The organism is Bacillus cereus group sp. Bc061 (assembly GCF_027715825.1).
Taxonomy (GTDB): domain Bacteria; phylum Bacillota; class Bacilli; order Bacillales; family Bacillaceae_G; genus Bacillus_A; species Bacillus_A paranthracis.
The window spans coordinates 1308260-1327317 of sequence record NZ_JAQFTZ010000001.1; the positions used below are offsets into that span (position 1 = coordinate 1308260).

Sequence of the window (19058 nt, forward strand, 5' to 3'; positions counted from 1 at the left end):
CTCCACTACAACAATTTAGTTTTTAATGCTTCGGTATATTTCATAATCGCTTCGCGTAAAACGATTTTGGTGCCTTTTTCAAAAATTAAGTCGTCCACGTTTGAAACTAAGAAACATGTAGAAATCCCTAACTTTCGGATAATGATTAAGTCACACGTTTTATGTTTCATTGCTTCATAATTTTCACATAAAACTTGCAAGACCATTTTTCCTTCTTCTAAACTAATCTCTCCCGATTGTAGTAATTCTTCTAACATGTACACATAAAGAATATCTACAAATTGAAACTCCGCTGTTTTATTCGTTTGTTCTATGAAAAATTGTAAAACTGGTTCTGATGCAATCCCTTTACGTAAAATGTCTTCCTTCGTTAAAAGAATTTCCCTCACACTCGGTGAAAACATATTCGCTAGTTCATCAAGTGATAGATCCTCTTTCATCGTTTGGATTTTATCAATTCGCTCTAAAATCTTTTCTTTCGGAAAAAATGTCTCCTGACCCGTGAATGTAGACTTTCGTACAAACCAATCTTCCGGTATTAAATTTTTTCTTTTCCACCTATATAACTGTCCATATGAAATACCAGTAAGTTCTAATAAATCTTTTTTTGAAATTAAATCTGTACTCAACTGTATAACACTCCTTCCTGATAACAATGTAACATAACACTGTTACGCTGTAAATAGACTTTTATCACAAGTAGCGTAACAATGTGTAAAACAATCCTGTTTCACACAAAAAAAATAGGGTTCTCACGCATCTTATAAAATGCGTAAAAACCCTTATATATCAACATGTAAACCATATTTCATAAAAATCAATCCACCCTTGTGAATTAATCATTATATTTTGTACTTTTTCATGAGAAGTTACTTGTTGTTTGTTACGGTATAAAGGAATAACTTGAACTTGACGTAACAATGTCTCCTCAATATCGCGTAACAGTGTAACTCTTTCCTCTACTTGTTCTTGTTTAAAATAAGGGGACAATAATTTATGAAAATCCACGCTGCTTTGCCCATGAATAAAACTGTTTTTTGTAAGAAACATATATAACAAACTATCTTCTATTCGTTCGCTAATTGTTGCGCTATCATGCATCATATCAGCCTTTTGTATCGTACTAATTTCTAAAAGATCTTCTATTTCAAGAAAATTGGTTTCTACACGAATCCCGTACTTCGCACACTCTTTTTGTATCCATTGTGCATCTTCAACGTGATCTCGTCCTGTAAATGTGTATAGTTGTAGCACTTCACTATGATACGTACTCCTTTTAATTAAACTTTGGATATCTTCGTCAATATCTACTATACTTTCATTTGCTAATATTAGTTTCTTTGCCACTTCTCCACGTTCTCCGCCGAGTTCTTGAACGATTTTATCACCATGAATAATTTTGTATAGCGCTTTTCGAAACAGCTCATCTTGCATTGGCCCTTTTTTTACAAGATTACACGTTACATATGTCACATTCGATTCAAGCCGTGAAAGTTCTTTATTAAGATTTTCTTTATCTTTATACTGTGCCTTTACTAATACGTCATATGTATTTACATTTTGCTCTACATTCAATAGTTCAATTCGGTCAAGAAAAGGTCTTTCACGATAATATAAATCATGTACTTCTAATGCAAATAAATGTGTATTCTTCTCTTGTAATATAAAAGGTCCTGTACCTATGAAGTTTCCCGCTTCATCTTCCTTTACGATAGAACATTGTTCTGCACTTAGCATATGTAAAAACATCCTATTTTCCGTATGTAATTGAATTTCAACAACAAATTCATCCACTGCACGGAAACTTTCAACATGTTGTAACATCCATGCATGTGGGTTGTTTTCAGCTTTCATAAATCGTTTTAATGAATGTATGACATGATGTGCAGTAAGTCGTTTCCCATTATGAAGACGAACGCCTTTTCGTAAATAAAAAGTCCATACCTTTTCAGCATCATCATATTCCCATTGAAAAGCAAGCCTTGGTTCTATAGAGTTTGTTTCCTCATTTACATATACAAGTGTATCAAAAATATGTTTAACCATATGACATTCCGATCGCATCGTAGCGTAAACCGGATCTAAAGCGATATCTAGATTCATTTGTACTTGCAAACGAAGGACATCTCTTCTCCCTTCAGATGTCATTTCTATTTTATGACCAAATATTGAATCAATCCATGACTGATATTCACTCTGTACGGATGAAAATAGCGAGCTATAGCGTTCCACAAATTCGATTCCGCTCCTCACATCCCCTTTTTTCGTTATTTCTTTTCCCTTATCTAAAATTAATGACTTCGGATGCTTTCGAAATATTACTTTAGAACGCCTCCCTCTCCCTCGTCCTGGAAACCAAGCAATCCAATTTAACTCATCTAATTTTTTTATAATCAATTTACTATTACGTTCTGTACAAAATAATGTTTCGGATATATTTTGGACTGTTATTTCTAATTGTTCTCCTTCTTTTTTCCCTTTCCCATAGGCAACCCATAGTTCAATGTATTGATCTAAAATAAACATCATATTCCCCCTAAAAGGTGAAAAATACTCCCTATTCTTTTTACCCTTTTTCCATTTCTCCTTTCATCTTATCATTTCAATATAGAAAGGAGGAAATAATATTGAATCATCTCTTATTACGTTACAATAAACCAATCATCATTAGACTGTGCGGTGAATTATTAACTCGAACAACAGAATCCATGTTAGCTATCATTATGATTATTTACGTTAATAAGATGCTAAACGGCAATATTATGATGACTATGCTTATTTTCGGGTTACAACCGCTTTCGGACATTATATTTACACTTATTGCTGGAAGAGTGACTGATAAATATGGGCGAAAGAAAATTATGTTACTCGGCTTACTGCTGCAAGGCGTTGCAATCGGCAGCTTCATCTTTGCTCAATCCGTTTTTATATTTGCTTTGTTATATGTCATAAATGGGGTTGGCCGTTCCTTATATATTCCTGCTCAACGTGCACAAATAGCTGATTTAACAAAACAAAATCAGCAAGCAGAAATCTTCTCTCTTCTGCAAACGATGGGAGCAATAGGTACCCTAATCGGCCCTTTAATTGGTACTATTTTTTATAAGACTCACCCTGAATATGTATTTACAGTACAAAGCATTGCACTTATAGTATATGCAGTCGTTGTTTGGACGCAGCTTCCAGAAACCGCTCCGGCAATGACAACACCAACGCAAAAATTTGAAGTAACATCTCCAAAGCAATTTGTACACAAACATTACGCCGTATTTGGACTAATGATTACTACAATTCCTATTAGCTTTTTTTATGCACAAACTGAAACAAATTATCTTATTTTCGTGAAACATACAATTCCGGATTTCGATCGCATACTCGTTTTTATTACAACATGCAAAGCTCTTATGGAAATCACTCTACAAGTTTTCCTTGTGAAATGGTCTGAACAATTTTCTATGGCGAAAATCATACTTATTGCTTACACCTGCTTTACGATAGCTGCAATTGGCTATGGATTTTCAGCAACAATCTTGTCACTATTTTTCACATTACTCTTTTTAGTCATTGGAGAAAGTGTTGCTTTCAACCACTTGCTTCGATTCGTTTCACAAATCGCCCCTACAGATAAACGTGGATTGTATTTTTCAATTTACGGGTTACATTGGGATATATCCCGAACGTGCGGTCCTGTACTTGGTGCCGTTTTATTAAGTAAACTAAACGGTAGCATGCTATTTTATATTTGTGCTTGTTTCTTAATAATTGGGGGCATTATTCAAGCTCTTTTTGTTCAAAATTTAGAGCGTAATAAAATAAAAAAAGACATTTCGGAGCATACTCCCCATGTTTTATAGGCTGCATTCCCCACCCTTTTAACAGTAAAAAGAAGGATGTCACAAAAGTCTCGATGACCTTTGTGACATCCTTTCTTTATTACCCTGCCATTTTATTAATACTATCCTCAGGCGAAAATACCGAAATATGATTTACCTTACCAGTCGATTTTGGAATAATGAATTTTAACTCAAACTGATTGTTTACTTTATATACATATATTTTATCTTCCCCATTTACTTTAACTGCAGCTGGTTTTCCTAAAGCTTTCTCTATTTCTTGAAATGTAATTGATTTTAGTTCTGCATGATAGGAGCGTACATCAAAAACTTGTGATCCTTTATTAAAACCGAAGGAAACATTTTTATTTGTAAAGGTAGCGTACATTCCGTTTCCTGCTTGTTCTGTTTTATCTGCTTTCCCCCACGCTTTTTCTATTTCTTCAATATCTCCTGTATGAGCTGCGAACGGAACATTAGGTACTTTTCCTTCTTTCGCTAGTTCAAACAAGTTTTTAACGTGGTTAATTGATTTTTGGTTTATAACTGTATCCTTCGAATTTGAATCGGTATTTGATTTAACCTCAGGCTCTTTCTTTTCTTCAGAAGTATTATTCTGTTCATTTTTACTATTTTCCGTTGTTGGATCTGTTTCCTTTTTTTCGTCCGTTCCTTTACATGCTACTAATGCAAAAATACATGTAAAAGCGAGAAATAACATACCTATCTTTACATACACTCTCATACATTTCAGCCCCCTATCATAATCTGATTCATTTCGATAACCAATCCATTACACCTCTTTTCAAATTGTGTTTGTTCCAAAAAGTAAATACTTCACTCTCGCCCAATGCTTGTGCAACATATTCTACAAAAGCTGTTCCTAAAAAATAACCGAGTCGGTTGTATCCAAAATATTGTCCGCCAGATAACCGAAACCACTCTTTCTCTTTTTCAAACGTCCATCCTTCTATATAATCTTTCAAAAAACGTTTCTTTATTTGTTCTTCATTTTCTATATAATATTGTAACCAACGTTCACCATCATCGTCATATGAGTAATACACGGATTCATTTAAACCTTTCACAATTTGCTTTGATACGTATGTTGCAACACCTTCACGATACAAATTAACTGCCGCATCGGTCCACTCAGCTTTCTCCCAATCCATTCCATTATTTTGTAACATAACATTATGATATATATGCCCTATTTCGTGAGCGACAATAACACGAAGGTGATTTAAATTTGGAGATAATTTTTCTGCGGCAAAAAACATATCTCCAATAATCTCTCTTTCTACAAATGCATTTGATCCAAATCCTCCAACAAATAAATGAAATTTCATTTTTACATCAAAGTTAAATTTATTATGATATGCATTTGTTACCTCTTGGATAATGATTGGTAATGTTTTAGTAATGATACGAATGTCTTCTATTTTTGCGGGATATTGTTTTATGGCATTAGAAAGACGTTCATTCGTATTAGGACAATGATACTTAAAGTATTCTTCAAATATCTCTGGATGCGAAGTGAAGTATTGATTGAGGGCTGCTAATTCTACGTCGGTGCTTTCCCATAATTTTAAAAAACTTGGAATTGTATTGTTTATCATTTTTCCATCTCCTTATATATCCCTTCTCGCCATTTACACTGCACTCCTTCCTTAAATAGAAAAAAGCTGCCCAAAAAGGACAGCTTTACATATGTATTTTTACACTTCGATTGACTTACCATCTTCAACAATATGGTAAAGTAAGTGAGCTAAATGATGAATTGGACCATATTCTTCCTCTTCCTCATCCGTTTCGCCTTGGAATTCAAGATCATTTAAGTATAGTGCTAAAAATTGATAGTATAATTTTAAGTCAAATCCGTAACACGCAGTTGGCTCTTCATGATCTCCTTCATATTGTAGCATTAAGTATTGATCATTTCCTTCTGCATCTTCTGCGTCAAAGAATACGAAGAATCCAACGTTTGTATCTAAATCAAATAGATGACGAGTACCTTTTTCTGTCGCTTTATTGAAGTCCTCTTCACTTAATTTATGTACTGTTGTCGCTTTAGCATTATCTTCTTGATGAAAATTGACTGTAAATGTTTTCAATGCTGACACCTCCTGATTGTATAATACTAGCATAACATATAAAAAGGACTGCTTACAAATGTAAACAGTCCTTACATTCATTTTCGCATTGCTCGCAATAAGAAACTTACGATGAAGATTAAAATAATCGCACCAATTAAAGCTGGAATAATTGCATATCCGCCGATTACTGGGCCGAAACTACCAAGTAATTTCCCACCAATCCAAGAACCAATAATACCAGCAATAATATTACCAATTACACCGCCTGGTACATCCCTACCAGTAATTAAGCTAGCAAGCCACCCTAATATACCACCAACGATTAAAGACCAAATCATATGATAACCTCCTTTATATTTCACCAATCAAAATATAATTAGAAACAATTGCTTACCATTAGTTATGTTACATTTTTCATAAGTTATTCATGGAGCATAACTGTATTTTTTTGTAAAAATAATACATGTTAATTAACTTTTTAGACTAACGATTTATGCAGCTTGAGATATTACACTTATTATGGACAATCGGGCTTCAATATTGTCCGCATAAACTCTTCTTTAAATGCAGGATAATTAAAACCAACCGCAATTCTTTGTATCGGCCGATCATCAAACCTCGTCGGCTCAGCTATTTTTCTAAAGTCAGCCACACTTTGTCCTCTTGTTACGTCATTTGTCGTACTAATCCAAACTGCAGATTTTTTATATTCAAAAATATCATCATTTATAAATGAAATGAACGGAAGCAAATCGTGAATCGGACTTCCAGCAATACCCGGGTATTCTTTTTTATAAAAGTTCTCATAATAAAAATCAATCATTGGTTTAATAAGCTTTGCCTGCCCTGTTCCTTCTTTATTAATAATATCCACCATTTCAGGCGTAATTAGGGCCTGTTGCGTTACATTTAATGGATAAATAGTCGCATTCTTTGCGTACTTCATTACAATATTTGCAGCAATTGGATCTCCATAAAAATTTGCCTCCGATACAGGAGTAACGTTACCAGGAAATAAAAACGCACCGCCCATAATATAATACGAACATATTTTATCCATTACATTTGGATATAATAAAAATAATGTTGCCAACGTTGTTAATCGTCCTGTCGCTACGATAATAATATCTTCTGGACAAGGCTCAATTAATTTAATTAATTCACAAAAATTTTCTCGTTTACAAATCCTCATTTCAGGTGGAATAATGGGACCTAGGCCGTGCTCTCCATGAATTTCAGGAAAAAACAAAGGTTCTTCAGCTGTCATCGGTCTTGCTGCACCCTCAATGATTTTTACTTCTGTAGCATAGTATCTTTCTAAAAAATACACATTTTCTGTTACGATTTCTCGCGATACATTCCCATATTCAGCAACAATACCTAAAATATCTAATTTACATGTTTTATTTGCATAAATTAACGCCACAGCATCATCAATACCAAAGTCTCCAAAAAAGATGATTTTCTTATTAACTATACTCACCCCTCTTCAGCATTATCTACTATTATTAGTATGTAAAAAAGACAAGGCTGTGAAACGGTGCAAACTAAAAAAGCCGCCTATTTATTGGCGACTTCAATCTTTTTATAAGATAAATATGCTAGCACATTTTTACTTGAATCATACTTTGGATTATTTCCTTTTCTTGGTTCTCTCGTATGTGTTTTTTCAAATCCAGGAATATCCGGCATTTTCTCCATAAATTCAAGCATTTCTTCTTCAGTTCCTTCAATACGTACGCGAATCATTATTACATTTCCTCAATTCTCATTTTCTCTGTTACTAAGTATAACGTACTTTGGAAAGACTGCAAGAAATTTATCTTTTTAATGTTAAACTTTTTCTACATACAAACAATGCCATTTCAGTATAAAACGATATAATTTTATTATTTTCATATTGAATGTTAAAGAATTCTTGCATTTCAACTGATGTTTTCATCATACATTCTGTTAACTTCACCCGCTTCTGCAAAGGTACATTCATCATATCGCACCACCAGTCAAAATCAAATTTCTTGTCAAAAGTAAGACATGACTGCATTTGCAAACCATTTTTCTCTAATAAGGTAATCCATTCTGTTTTTTTCAAAGCCCGTTCATGACTCGGATCCCGCTTTTTTTCTATAAAATTATAAAATGTATCGTATTCATTATTTTCCGGTGAAACATTATCTATTAAAATAAACAATCCATTATCTTCTAACGTACGATTTACTTCATAAATAAACTGAGCTGGATTCGTAAAGTGATGTGCTGCAATTCGGCACGTAATTGTATCAAAAGAACTATCAGAAAACGGTAAACTCTCAGCGTTTCCAGCAACAAAAGACACATTTTCATGGCCGTTACTTATAATAAATTTTTTTGCATTCTCTAACATTTTTTCTGTTAAGTCTAAAGCAACTACTTCGTTAAACAATGGCGCTAATACATTTGCAACATGTCCTCCGCCAGTAGCAATATCAAGAAGACGATTATTATGACGAGACTCAACTTGTTGAACTACATATTGTAAATCCGGTCCTTTAGCATGAATTTTACTTTTTACATACTTCTCCGCATTATTACCAAACTGTTGTTTCACAAGCTCTTCTTTACTCATTTTATCATCTTCTTTCTATTGTTATTTACATATAGAATTCATATAATAATTAAAGTTCTCTTTATGTATTTTCAAATCCTCTTTTCAGCTCACTTCTTATCATGCTGTCCTATCATCAACATAAAATCGATTTTCCGTTTACATATAAAACAAAAAAGGCTACGGGAACTTGTCCCCTAACCTGACCAAATATCAATTACATTTTTACTTTTTCATATACATCTATATAATATAAATCCTCTTTCAACTTCATAATAACGTCTACTTCGTTATAAGTAGCCTCACGAGCATGTAAACCAAATTGATCCATACCAATCCATATCCATCCAGGTGTATGATAGAGAACATCTATGTTAAAATACTCTAATTTAGTAAGCTCCGATTTAATAAATTTATCTTTATTAGCAATTTGTTTATCTATTAAACCATATTCTTTTCCATTTTCCAATAGCGATATAATTTTTCCTACAATCGGGTGTTCACGAACAATAAAGTGATATTCCTTTTCCTCCACATTCGCCACAATTAAACGAAAATCAGATAAATCAGCCTCTAAATTCGACATCTTTATTTATTCACCTCCTTTATGAGTTTCATAAACATAATAACAAATGAATATTCAAATAATATTAATATAATGTAAAAAATAAAAAAGCTGACTTCCCTTTAGAAATCAGCCTTTATAGTTTAATCATCTGTATACTTTTACAAACTATTATAATGTTTCTTTTTCCTCATCCTTTCCAGAAACTAAATTCCCAATAGCATCTGCTGTTACTTCCACCACAAATTCACAAATTCCTGCTACAACTTCTCCAATCACTTCATCCATCATGTTTACCCCCTTATTTTATGTAACTTATTTGTAGTATAGAAGAGATTGGTTATTTTTAACTATCGGAAAACGTGACAACAACATTACAGTTTTGTAAGCTTTTTAATTTGTTTCGCTTCTATACTTTGAAACTTCAAGTATGATTCACAAGCATATAGGTCATCATAATATTAAGTGAATACTAATTTTGCTAGAGGAGGCGTGTAAAATTTACTACGTAAAATTAATTAAAGGTCAATCCTTCTATGCTTTTAATCATCGTTTCTTAATGTCTGAAGAAGAAGAGGTTTCCGAGAAAGTTTATAATTACTTACGTCGTAATGAATTTTTCGAAGTACGCAAAGAAGAATTTTCGGCCTAATGTATAAAAAGTATCAAGAAAAATATCATTTACTTGTGATAATTTCTTGATGCTTTTATTTTATTTCTCCATACCTTCAATGAATTTTTAATCATAAGTTTTGTACATTTGGACTTACTTGTTTCATCTATTAACACATCAAATTTTTGACAAATCAAAAAGATTGAATTCCATTCATGAAACACGTAATATAGACTCTGACTCTAAAAAAGTTCGTTAAAAATAATACATAAAATAAGGAGGTTTTATATACGAGTTTTTCATTTTAAAAGACGGCGAGGTTTTATATTATGTGGCGTAATAAAAATGTTTGGATTGTTTTAATTGGGGAGTTTATTGCTGGTTTAGGGTTATGGCTTGGAATTCTTGGCAACCTGGAATTTATGCAAAAATATGTCCCTTCTGATTTCATGAAATCAGTTATATTGTTTATCGGGCTATTAGCAGGTGTTCTAGTGGGACCTATGGCTGGTCGTATCATCGATCAATATGAAAAGAAAAAAGTCCTTCTTTATGCTGGTTTTGGTCGTGTTATTAGTGTTATTTTTATGTTTTTCGCTATCCAATTTGAAAGTATCGCCTTTATGATTGCATTTATGGTTGCGCTTCAAATTTCAGCAGCATTTTATTTCCCTGCATTACAATCTGTAATTCCACTCATCGTACGTGAGCATGAGTTATTACAAATGAACGGTGTACATATGAATGTAGGTACAATCGCTCGTATTGCAGGTACTTCACTAGGTGGAATTCTTTTAGTTGTAATGAGTTTACAATATATGTACGCCTTCTCAATGGCAGCATATGCTTTATTATTCCTCTCAACTTTCTTCCTACAATTCGAAGATAAGAAATCAACAACACCTAGTAAGCAAGCGGCAAAAGATAATAGCTTTATGGAAGTATTTCGTATTTTAAGAGGAATTCCGATTGCTTTCACAGCACTTATATTAAGTATTATCCCTCTATTATTTATAGCTGGATTTAATTTAATGGTAATTAATATTAGCGAAATGCAACATGATCCAACGATTAAAGGCTTTATATATACGATTGAAGGTATCGCATTTATGTTAGGTGCCTTCGTTATTAAACGTTTATCTGATCATTTCAAACCTGAAAAGTTACTATATTTCTTCGCTGTTTGTACCGCTTTTGCACATCTATCATTGTTCTTTAGCGATATAAAATGGATGTCTCTTACATCATTTGGGTTGTTTGGTTTTAGTGTTGGTTGTTTCTTCCCTATTATGTCAACAATTTTCCAAACGAAAGTGGAAAAGAACTATCACGGCCGACTCTTCTCATTCCGTAATATGTTTGAGAGAGTGATGTTCCAAATTGTCTTACTTGGCACAGGCTTCTTCTTAGATACGATTGGATTGCAATATATGGTTCTTATTTTCGGTGTTATTTCATTATTCATTATCTTCATATCGCTATCTAAACAGAAACAGTATGAAAAACAACCTTCGCAATCTGCGAATTTATAACATAATTAAAGAAGCATGGATTTAGTAGTATTAAACTAATCCATGCTTCTTTGTTTTATATAATCTTATTTATTACGTTTATTGAAATTATTAAAAGGAGTAAACACTCTTACCTTCGAATACATTATATAAACTATTATCTACAACAAGGCGGTGTAGGAATGTCTGATGGTATGCAATTATTTATTATCTTTATTTTTGTAATAGTTATGTTTAGCATCCTAAACTTTTTAGCCATTTTCCTTTCTCAGCATAACTTTAAAAGAAGAATTGTCGCAGGTTTTATATTTTCACTACTGACTCCCCTTGTCTTTTTGACTACCACAGCATTCGCTTCTATATTTGATAAAGCTGGATTTGTCGCAGGTACATTAGCCTTTATTGTTGCAATTGTATATATTTTAAATGGAATTGTGATCCTACTTTCCTCTTTATTCTTCCTCAAAAGAAACATCACATAAACTATTGTACTCGGCATGAATCTGACTTTACACTAGATTCATGCTTTTTCAATCCCCCCCTAAATTTTTATATGAAATTAAATAATTCTTTATAAAAATTTAAACTTTATTTATTACAATGTTCGTATCGTATTCGCACGTTTATTGAAAATGCAAAGAAAGGAGTACAAAATGAAAAAGATTCTATTAATTATTCCAATATTCATCGTTTTACTTAGCGGATGTAGCAATAATGATATTTACGGTTCTTGGGAAGTCGTTGACAATAAAAACGGTCTTTGTCCTATATCGTATAAATTTGAAACAGTTGTAAAAGAAGAAAAGAAAGAAAAAATCATTCAATATTTAGTAGAGATGCAAACAACGAAGAAAAAAGAAGATTTATACAAAGGCTCATTTGTTAAGGATTCTAATGTATATCACATTGATTATGGTAACTCATTTACATCAGATCAAACTTTAAAAGTTGTCGATGGCAAATTAAACGTATACTTTTATGCAGTGGAAAAATTATGTACATATAAAAAGAAATAATTACACTTCATATCAAACGCAGAAAATGTTTTCTGCGTTATTTTGTATTCCATCTCTTTATCCTCCCTCTAAATTTGTCAATCATTTTAATTTTCACAAAAAAGTGATAAAATGTAACCATGTGTTTTCAGAATAATTAAAAACGCAGAAAGAAAACACTGTTTTTTAGGAGGGGTTTTGATGACTTACACGTTAGCAACTAGAATGAAAGCATTCCAATCTTCTATATTTAGTGAATTAGGGGCCTATAAAAAAGAAAAAATTGCAGCAGGTCACAAAATGATCGATTTAAGTATCGGGAATCCTGATATGCCACCTGCTGATTTCGTAAGAGAAGAAATGGTACATACAGCAAATCAAAAAGAAAGCTATGGATACACATTAAGTGGTATTCAAGAATTTCACGAAGCTGTAACTGAATATTACAACAACACTCATAATGTTATATTAAATGCCGATAAAGAAGTTTTATTATTAATGGGGTCACAGGACGGACTCGTTCATTTACCTATGGTTTATGCGAATCCAGGAGATATTATATTAGTTCCTGACCCAGGATATACAGCTTATGAAACAGGAATTCAAATGGCTGGAGCAACATCTTACTACATGCCTTTAAAAAAAGAAAATGATTTCTTACCTAACTTAGAGCTAATTCCTGAAGAAATTGCAGATAAAGCGAAGATGATGATTTTAAACTTCCCAGGGAATCCGGTTCCAGCAATGGCTCATGAAGATTTCTTTAAAGAAGTAATCGCATTTGCGAAAAAGCATAACATTATTGTTGTCCATGATTTTGCTTATGCTGAATTTTATTTTGATGGTAATAAACCAATTAGCTTCCTCTCTGTACCTGGCGCTAAAGAAGTTGGCGTAGAAATCAACTCTTTGTCAAAAAGTTATAGTTTAGCAGGTAGTCGTATTGGATATATGATTGGAAATGAAGAAATTGTCGGGGCACTTACACAATTTAAATCTAATACAGATTACGGAGTGTTTTTACCAATCCAAAAAGCGGCATGTGTTGCACTAAGAAATGGCGCTGCTTTTTGTGAGAAAAACCGCGGTATTTATCAAGAACGTAGAGATACTTTAGTTGATGGATTCCGAACATTTGGCTGGAATGTTGATAAACCAGCTGGCAGTATGTTCGTCTGGGCCGAAATTCCAAAAGGCTGGACTTCTATAGACTTCGCTTATGCATTAATGGATCGTGCGAATGTCGTTGTTACGCCAGGTCATGCATTTGGACCTCACGGAGAAGGCTTTGTACGCATTGCACTCGTTCAAAATAAAGCAGTGTTACAACAAGTTGTTGAAAACATTAGAAATAGTGGCATTTTTTCTCTTGAAAAAGCAGAAGAATTAGTTAAAAATTAATGATAACTCCCCTGCTTAACTATAAGCAGGGGTATTATTCATTGGAGGTACTTAAATGCATATTAAAGACACTCTTCCTCATCGTTATCCATTTTTAATGATTGATAAAGTAACAAATGTAAAACAAGGTGAATCCGTTACAGGATATAAACTCATTACAAATAACGAATGGTTTATAAATGATAGTCAAAAACATATGCCTCATATGTTAATTGTAGAAGCACTTGCTCAGCTTAGTGCATTTGTACATACAAGTGATTCTAACGGACTAGGCTTCCTTTCCTCGTTAGATGGGGTTACATTCCATGAAAAAGCATATCCCGGTGATAAACTTAATTTGCATTATGAGTTAACTCGCAATCGCCGAGGTTTTCTACTAGGTAAAAGTACCGCCACTGTTAATAATCAACCGATTGTAACGATAGAAAAGCTATTAATATATCAAGCAGAATAAAAATCATGTAATTCAACGGGGGTGTCTATCTCCTAAAAATTCGTTTCATCAACATGAACAGAGTAAATAAATCACTTGGTTAGGAGCAGACAAATGGAAAGTACTATTGGTATCGATGCTGGAGGCACATTAACGAAAATTGCTTATTTGGATGAACAAAGGCAATTAGCTTTTGAAAAATTTTATTCAAATGAACAAGATAAAATAATAGATTGGCTTAAGAAAAACACTGGTAAAAAGCAAATATGTATTACAGGTGGTAAAGCGAAAGAATTACAGCAACTACTTTCAAACTCATATAAAATAGTAGAACTAAATGAATTTGAAGCTACTCTTATAGGCGTCCGATACATTTTAAAAGAAGAGAAGTATGATATAAACAACTTTATTTTAACAAATATCGGTACAGGTACTTCTATTCATTACGTTTATAATGACCAATATATTCGAGCTGGCGGAACTGGTGTTGGCGGTGGTACTATCATGGGACTTTCAAAATTATTAACAAATCTAGATCATTTTGAAGATGTGATCCCTTTAACAAAAGTAGGAACTAGAAAAAAACTAGATATTACGGTTGGAGATATTTATGGTGGTATTCTCTCCCCTATTGATAATAGTTTAACTGCAAGCAATTTTGGTAAAGCCGCTATGACAGAATCAAATTATAATAGCTCAGATATACTTGCTACTGTACAAGGACTTGTCGGTGAAGTCGTTACTGCATTAAGCCTTCAATTCGCCGAAACAAAAAACATTGACCATATTATTTATATTGGTTCAACTCTATGTAATAACATACACCTTCAAAATATTATTAGTAGCTACACAAAATATCAAAATAAAACACCCATCTTTTTACGAGATGGTGGTAATAGCGGTGCGATTGGTGCTTTACTTTATGTTACGAATAAAAAAAGCTGACTTTTGTCAGCTTTTTGAAATGCGGATTTTATACGCTAAAACAGTCTCTACATGTGAGATTTTATCTTTGTTACTGTAAAAATCAACTAGTTCCCCAGCTAGAGGTGATTGTTGACGTAAAATTCGTTAGCTGTAGTAAAAAAACTATTTTCTTACCTTTTTTAATAAGATTTCAATAATTCATTTATAAATACACTAACTCAATTATCAATTTACTACAGCTTTTTTGCGTAATATACAGAAAGGAAGTTAAATTCTATATGTAATAATATTGGGAAAACAATTGATAGTGTGGAATCCGTAATCATACCATGTATTATTCCACCTAAAAATGCGAACAGCATAAATTTTATACTAGTCTGATTAAATTTGTAATATTGTAAGTGAGATACAGCAAATAGAAAGGAAGATATTAGAATTGGTAGCGTAACTGGTATGTAAGCTATTTCAAAATTAGAGAGGATTGGGAATGCGTTGTTAAGTATTGGTATAATCATCCCTCTAAAAATTACTTCTTCAAAAATAGGATACATAATTACAAAGTTTAAGATATTCTTTTTCCCAATTGGATTATATCCTGAGTATCGTGAAATGACAATATTCGTTATCAAAGCAATCAAGATTAATACAACAATTGATTCATAGTGAATTGGTAAACGGAATACATAATTATCTACATAAAAATAACTAATTATCGTCAGTATTGTCCCCCATATATAAATAATCTCATTTTCTATCTTGCGGTACAACGTTTTTCCAATAATAATGCCAACTGTAATATCAACAATTTTATATGAAAAAGCTAATAAAACAGCAAATACTAACGCAATAAAGTAGCTCATATCGACTCATTACCTCCTCTCAAAAAGAACTATTTCATTTCATGTATTTGATTTACCCCCATTACCATACATTTCTTTCATTCATTATAAAATTTTACCATATAGTGATGATTTTGAGAGGGAAAATTAGTTACATAGCATATAATGATTTCATAAAAACAAAGACTTCTCTATTGAGAAGTCTTTGTTTTTACACTGTATGATTACTATTCCCCCGCAAAACTTTCCTAAACTTTATATAACAAGCAATTCTCCACGGAATGATATACGATACTGCAACTACGTAAAATAATAAACCAACCGTTTGTTGATCTAAATCTACAATAAATTGTCTTGAACCATATCTTAAAACGACAAGTGCAATAAAAGTAATTAAAAAGACAGCACTTTTTTTCGTATAAATATTCCCATCATCTCTTCGTTCATAATTTGTTAATACTATAAGCGGCACAGAGAAAAGTACCCCAATGAATACCGCTATAACTACTTGTAATATAGCTGGATGTACTGGACCAAAAAACCATACAACACCTGGTGTTAAAAATAATAACGGCCATAAAATACGTTTTCCTGATCCCTTTATTGGCTTATGCATGGAGCGATAACGACGCCAGAATATTAATAGTGCAATGCCTAAAAAGACTGTAATGAGTGAAGATGTGTCTCCCATTTGCTATCCTTCTCTCTATAGTAATCTAATAATATTTCAAATCGTTTTTTCGAATGATACTTTACGAATAAATATACTACTAGTTATGATATAAAGGACAGTTAATCCAATTGAAATAACAGTAAAATACGGTATATTTACTAAAGATCCATCACTCGTAAATAATAAACTGGTTACCCCTGCTTCTCCATAAAGTACACTATTTGTTGATAAGAAAAGGGTCCCACCAATCATAAGACCGATCCACTGAAATCGTTGTTTAAAAACTACTACCACTTGAAAGAAACATGCTGTTGTAACATAAAATAAAAATTGCAAAATAAATTGTTGCACCGATTGCTCCCCAAAACTAACATTTACTAAATTATATTTTATATCTTGTAAAAGCATTATTTGAAGAAACGAAAACATTGCGGATTGCAAGATGATATAACAAATTGCTCCGATGAAATATTGAATTCTCGTTACACCAAATGAAACAGCTAAACGAAATAGCTCATCTTGAATGATGAAAACACTCCCTACTATAAACAACATAATTGCTATTGACGGGTTATTTATAATTTCGGGTAAATAACCAATGTTCACTCCATTTAAATGCGCAGCATTTAAAGCTCCTTTTATTAATAAGGCTACAATCCAAAATATTAAAATTGCTTTATAATGAAAATTAATATGTAACTTTAACTGCTTCATTAACATCGTCATTTCACTTCACCACCAGTTATATGAATAAATAATTTTTGCAATGTAATTCTATCAATTGCTAAACCTTCTTTTTCAAGAGAGTAATAATCTTCATTAGAAAGTTCTTCCCATATAACAGCAATACCCTTATTTCCATAAACTTCTCGATTTAATACTTTTTTATTGATCAAGAACTCGTCCACTTTATCCTTTTGCCCTGAAATAATCTGAACTTGTTGTAATAAATCTTCTACCAATGATTGAACAACTAATCTTCCTTCTTTTATGATTATCACATCTTCAATCACATGGGTTACTTCTTCTACTAAATGTGTTGATAATATAATTGTTCGTGGATACTCACCGTAATCTTCTAGTAGTAGACTATAAAATAATTCACGGTGTGCTGCGTCTAAACCTGTAGTTGGTTCATCAAAAATAGTAATTGGTGCTCTACTTGCTAACCCTTGAATAATGCCGACGACTGTTTGCATGCCGTGTGATAATTTATGATATTTCACTGTCATATTAAGCTGAAATTTATTAGCGAGTTCTTCAGCATACTTTCCATCCCAGTTTTTATAAAACATGCTGCACATCTTAAAAATTTCTTTTACTTTAAAACTTAACTGAGCTTCTTCTTTTACTCTAACAAAACAAATATTTTGCATCGCTTTACTATTCTCAAAAACATGTTCGCCAAATATTGATACGCTTCCACTACTTGAAGTAATTTGACCTGCAAGTAAATTTAATAGTGTCGTTTTTCCTGCTCCGTTTCTACCGAGCAAACCATATATTTTATGCTCTTCCAATGAAATCGTTACTTCATTTACTGCTACTTTCTTTTTGTATTTTTTCGTTATATCTTTCGTTTCAAGTGCAATCATCCCTCGTTCCCCCCCTTCGTAATTTTTTGAATCATATCCATCAATTCATCTTTGGATATTTCTAATACTTTCGCTTCTTCCCACACTTTAGGTAAATATTCGGTCATAAAAGTATTTTGTCTTTTTTTAAGTACAACTTCTTTCGCTCCCTTTGCAACAAACATCCCGATCCCTCTCTTTTTATATAAAATCCCTTCATCCACTAATACGTTTACCCCTTTAGCTGCAGTAGCTGGATTTATTTGTAACATCTTCGCAAATTGATTTGTTGATGGAACTTGTTCTTCTTCAAGTAATATGTCTTTTAAAATATCAGATTCAATCGTTTCTGCAATTTGCAAGTATATTAATTTATTTTGCTCCAGAGTAGGTTTCATAATTTCACCACCTTAGGTTCATAGGTTCATTACTTATGTAATTAACCATATCACATAAAAATGTATATTTCCATAAATTTCTTTTATAAAAAAAGAGAGTCATTCGTTTAAGAATGACTCTCTTTCTAAAATTTTGAAGTTTCAACTCTAATTTTTAAATTCTTTTCATTTATACCATTTTGACAAAAATTAAATTGTTGTCCCTTTATAGACTTTGTACGATCTACAACTTGCCCTAAATGATAACTTGTGTGCTCCACTAAATGTAATAAACTATGAAGGTCAATATGTCTTTTTTCTCCACATGCTTGTATATATTCTGTTCCCCATTCATCAAATACGTCTTCAACGTACTGTAGCAAAATTTCAGTACGTTGTCGCTTTACTGGAAAATACTCCTCAATTCCCTTTTCAAAGACTATATTTGGATTTTTATAACGACTAGTATTTCTCTGTATATGTTCACAAATATGTAGTACGATTCCACCAATTGAATTCACAGAATCCCCTTGTTTCCATAAATCTTCTTCACTAACGAAGCTAATTGCCTGTATTAACTTAGGTAAATAATGATCTTGCATTCGATGATAAGTAATTTTATATACTAACTCCACCT

24 protein-coding genes are annotated in these 19058 nt (G+C 32.4%); 8 read left to right on the forward strand and 16 right to left on the reverse strand.

Features of this window, described 5'->3' with window-relative positions:
• Positions 1-5: 5 nt before the first annotated feature.
• Entirely contained in the window at positions 6-629 is a 624-nt protein-coding gene (locus PDQ40_RS06870; protein ID WP_000102247.1) for a YhbD family protein, read from the reverse strand.
• 160 nt (positions 630-789) lie between these two features.
• On the reverse strand, positions 790-2526 hold the full coding sequence (locus PDQ40_RS06875; protein WP_000470221.1) for an SgrR family transcriptional regulator: 1737 nt from the start codon (positions 2524-2526) through the stop codon (positions 790-792).
• A 101-nt stretch (positions 2527-2627) separates the two neighbouring features.
• Here PDQ40_RS06875 and PDQ40_RS06880 point away from each other — a divergent pair, with 101 nt between their 5' ends.
• Entirely contained in the window at positions 2628-3854 is a 1227-nt protein-coding gene (locus PDQ40_RS06880; protein WP_048557951.1) for an MDR family MFS transporter, read from the forward strand.
• 79 nt (positions 3855-3933) lie between these two features.
• Here PDQ40_RS06880 and PDQ40_RS06885 read toward each other — a convergent pair whose 3' ends face one another.
• The 8 genes from PDQ40_RS06885 to PDQ40_RS06920 all read right to left on the reverse strand — a co-directional run bounded on the left by PDQ40_RS06885 (position 3934) and on the right by PDQ40_RS06920 (position 9099).
• A complete protein-coding gene (locus PDQ40_RS06885; RefSeq protein WP_001267135.1) occupies positions 3934-4578 on the reverse strand; it encodes a YjgB family protein in 645 nt (214 codons plus the stop codon).
• 28 nt (positions 4579-4606) lie between these two features.
• Complete coding sequence (locus PDQ40_RS06890; protein WP_061184503.1) at positions 4607-5452, reverse strand: aminopeptidase; 846 nt, start codon at positions 5450-5452, stop codon at positions 4607-4609.
• A gap of 99 nt (positions 5453-5551) precedes the next feature.
• Positions 5552-5947 carry a hypothetical protein gene (locus tag PDQ40_RS06895; RefSeq protein WP_000847587.1) on the reverse strand — a complete coding sequence of 132 codons (396 nt, stop codon included), beginning with the start codon at positions 5945-5947 and terminating at the stop codon, positions 5552-5554.
• Positions 5948-6024: 77 nt separating this feature from the next.
• Positions 6025-6267 (reverse strand): GlsB/YeaQ/YmgE family stress response membrane protein, encoded by a 243-nt coding sequence (locus PDQ40_RS06900; RefSeq protein ID WP_000638307.1) that lies wholly within the window; start codon positions 6265-6267, stop codon positions 6025-6027.
• A 179-nt stretch (positions 6268-6446) separates the two neighbouring features.
• Positions 6447-7412 (reverse strand): nucleoside hydrolase, encoded by a 966-nt coding sequence (locus PDQ40_RS06905; RefSeq protein WP_000029504.1) that lies wholly within the window; start codon positions 7410-7412, stop codon positions 6447-6449.
• A gap of 77 nt (positions 7413-7489) precedes the next feature.
• The gene (locus PDQ40_RS06910) at positions 7490-7678 is read right to left on the reverse strand and encodes a YvzF family protein (RefSeq protein WP_000621882.1); all 189 of its coding nucleotides are present in this window, start codon (positions 7676-7678) and stop codon (positions 7490-7492) included.
• 70 nt (positions 7679-7748) lie between these two features.
• Positions 7749-8534 (reverse strand): class I SAM-dependent methyltransferase, encoded by a 786-nt coding sequence (locus PDQ40_RS06915; RefSeq protein ID WP_000031333.1) that lies wholly within the window; start codon positions 8532-8534, stop codon positions 7749-7751.
• 196 nt (positions 8535-8730) lie between these two features.
• Positions 8731-9099 carry a hypothetical protein gene (locus PDQ40_RS06920; RefSeq protein ID WP_000067092.1) on the reverse strand — a complete coding sequence of 123 codons (369 nt, stop codon included), beginning with the start codon at positions 9097-9099 and terminating at the stop codon, positions 8731-8733.
• A gap of 478 nt (positions 9100-9577) precedes the next feature.
• Between PDQ40_RS06920 and PDQ40_RS06925 the strand changes: the two genes are divergently transcribed.
• The 7 genes from PDQ40_RS06925 (at position 9578) to coaW (ending at position 14976) form a co-directional block, all read left to right on the forward strand.
• Positions 9578-9730: a YqbF domain-containing protein gene (locus PDQ40_RS06925; RefSeq protein WP_071729165.1), complete on the forward strand. Its 153-nt coding sequence runs from the start codon at positions 9578-9580 to the stop codon at positions 9728-9730.
• 290 nt (positions 9731-10020) lie between these two features.
• The gene (locus PDQ40_RS06930) at positions 10021-11223 is read left to right on the forward strand and encodes an MFS transporter (protein WP_000269249.1); all 1203 of its coding nucleotides are present in this window, start codon (positions 10021-10023) and stop codon (positions 11221-11223) included.
• Between the two features lie 161 nt (positions 11224-11384).
• The gene (locus PDQ40_RS06935; protein ID WP_001279503.1) at positions 11385-11684 is read left to right on the forward strand and encodes a hypothetical protein; all 300 of its coding nucleotides are present in this window, start codon (positions 11385-11387) and stop codon (positions 11682-11684) included.
• Between the two features lie 171 nt (positions 11685-11855).
• Entirely contained in the window at positions 11856-12218 is a 363-nt protein-coding gene (locus PDQ40_RS06940) for a hypothetical protein (protein WP_000722267.1), read from the forward strand.
• Positions 12219-12398: 180 nt separating this feature from the next.
• Entirely contained in the window at positions 12399-13598 is a 1200-nt protein-coding gene (locus PDQ40_RS06945; protein ID WP_270691296.1) for an LL-diaminopimelate aminotransferase, read from the forward strand.
• Between the two features lie 55 nt (positions 13599-13653).
• On the forward strand, positions 13654-14052 hold the full coding sequence (locus PDQ40_RS06950; protein WP_048557957.1) for a 3-hydroxyacyl-ACP dehydratase FabZ family protein: 399 nt from the start codon (positions 13654-13656) through the stop codon (positions 14050-14052).
• A 93-nt stretch (positions 14053-14145) separates the two neighbouring features.
• Entirely contained in the window at positions 14146-14976 is an 831-nt protein-coding gene (gene coaW / locus PDQ40_RS06955) for a type II pantothenate kinase (protein WP_048557958.1), read from the forward strand.
• A gap of 215 nt (positions 14977-15191) precedes the next feature.
• Here coaW and PDQ40_RS06960 read toward each other — a convergent pair whose 3' ends face one another.
• From PDQ40_RS06960 to PDQ40_RS06985, 6 genes are all read right to left on the reverse strand, one after another.
• Complete coding sequence (locus PDQ40_RS06960) at positions 15192-15818, reverse strand: CPBP family intramembrane glutamic endopeptidase (protein WP_048557959.1); 627 nt, start codon at positions 15816-15818, stop codon at positions 15192-15194.
• Between the two features lie 190 nt (positions 15819-16008).
• Positions 16009-16488, reverse strand: a complete 480-nt coding sequence (locus PDQ40_RS06965; RefSeq protein WP_048557960.1) for a CcdC family protein — start codon at positions 16486-16488, stop codon at positions 16009-16011.
• 36 nt (positions 16489-16524) lie between these two features.
• On the reverse strand, positions 16525-17196 hold the full coding sequence (locus PDQ40_RS06970) for a DUF4052 family protein (RefSeq protein WP_000178194.1): 672 nt from the start codon (positions 17194-17196) through the stop codon (positions 16525-16527).
• Positions 17193-18065 carry an ABC transporter ATP-binding protein gene (locus PDQ40_RS06975; protein ID WP_000560908.1) on the reverse strand — a complete coding sequence of 291 codons (873 nt, stop codon included), beginning with the start codon at positions 18063-18065 and terminating at the stop codon, positions 17193-17195. Before PDQ40_RS06975 ends, PDQ40_RS06970 begins: the two co-directional genes overlap by 4 nt.
• Positions 18062-18442, reverse strand: a complete 381-nt coding sequence (locus tag PDQ40_RS06980; RefSeq protein ID WP_000805196.1) for a GntR family transcriptional regulator — start codon at positions 18440-18442, stop codon at positions 18062-18064. The genes PDQ40_RS06975 and PDQ40_RS06980 overlap by 4 nt, the downstream gene beginning before the upstream one ends.
• A gap of 125 nt (positions 18443-18567) precedes the next feature.
• Positions 18568-19056 (reverse strand): DinB family protein, encoded by a 489-nt coding sequence (locus PDQ40_RS06985; RefSeq protein ID WP_270691297.1) that lies wholly within the window; start codon positions 19054-19056, stop codon positions 18568-18570.
• Positions 19057-19058 lie beyond the last annotated feature (2 nt).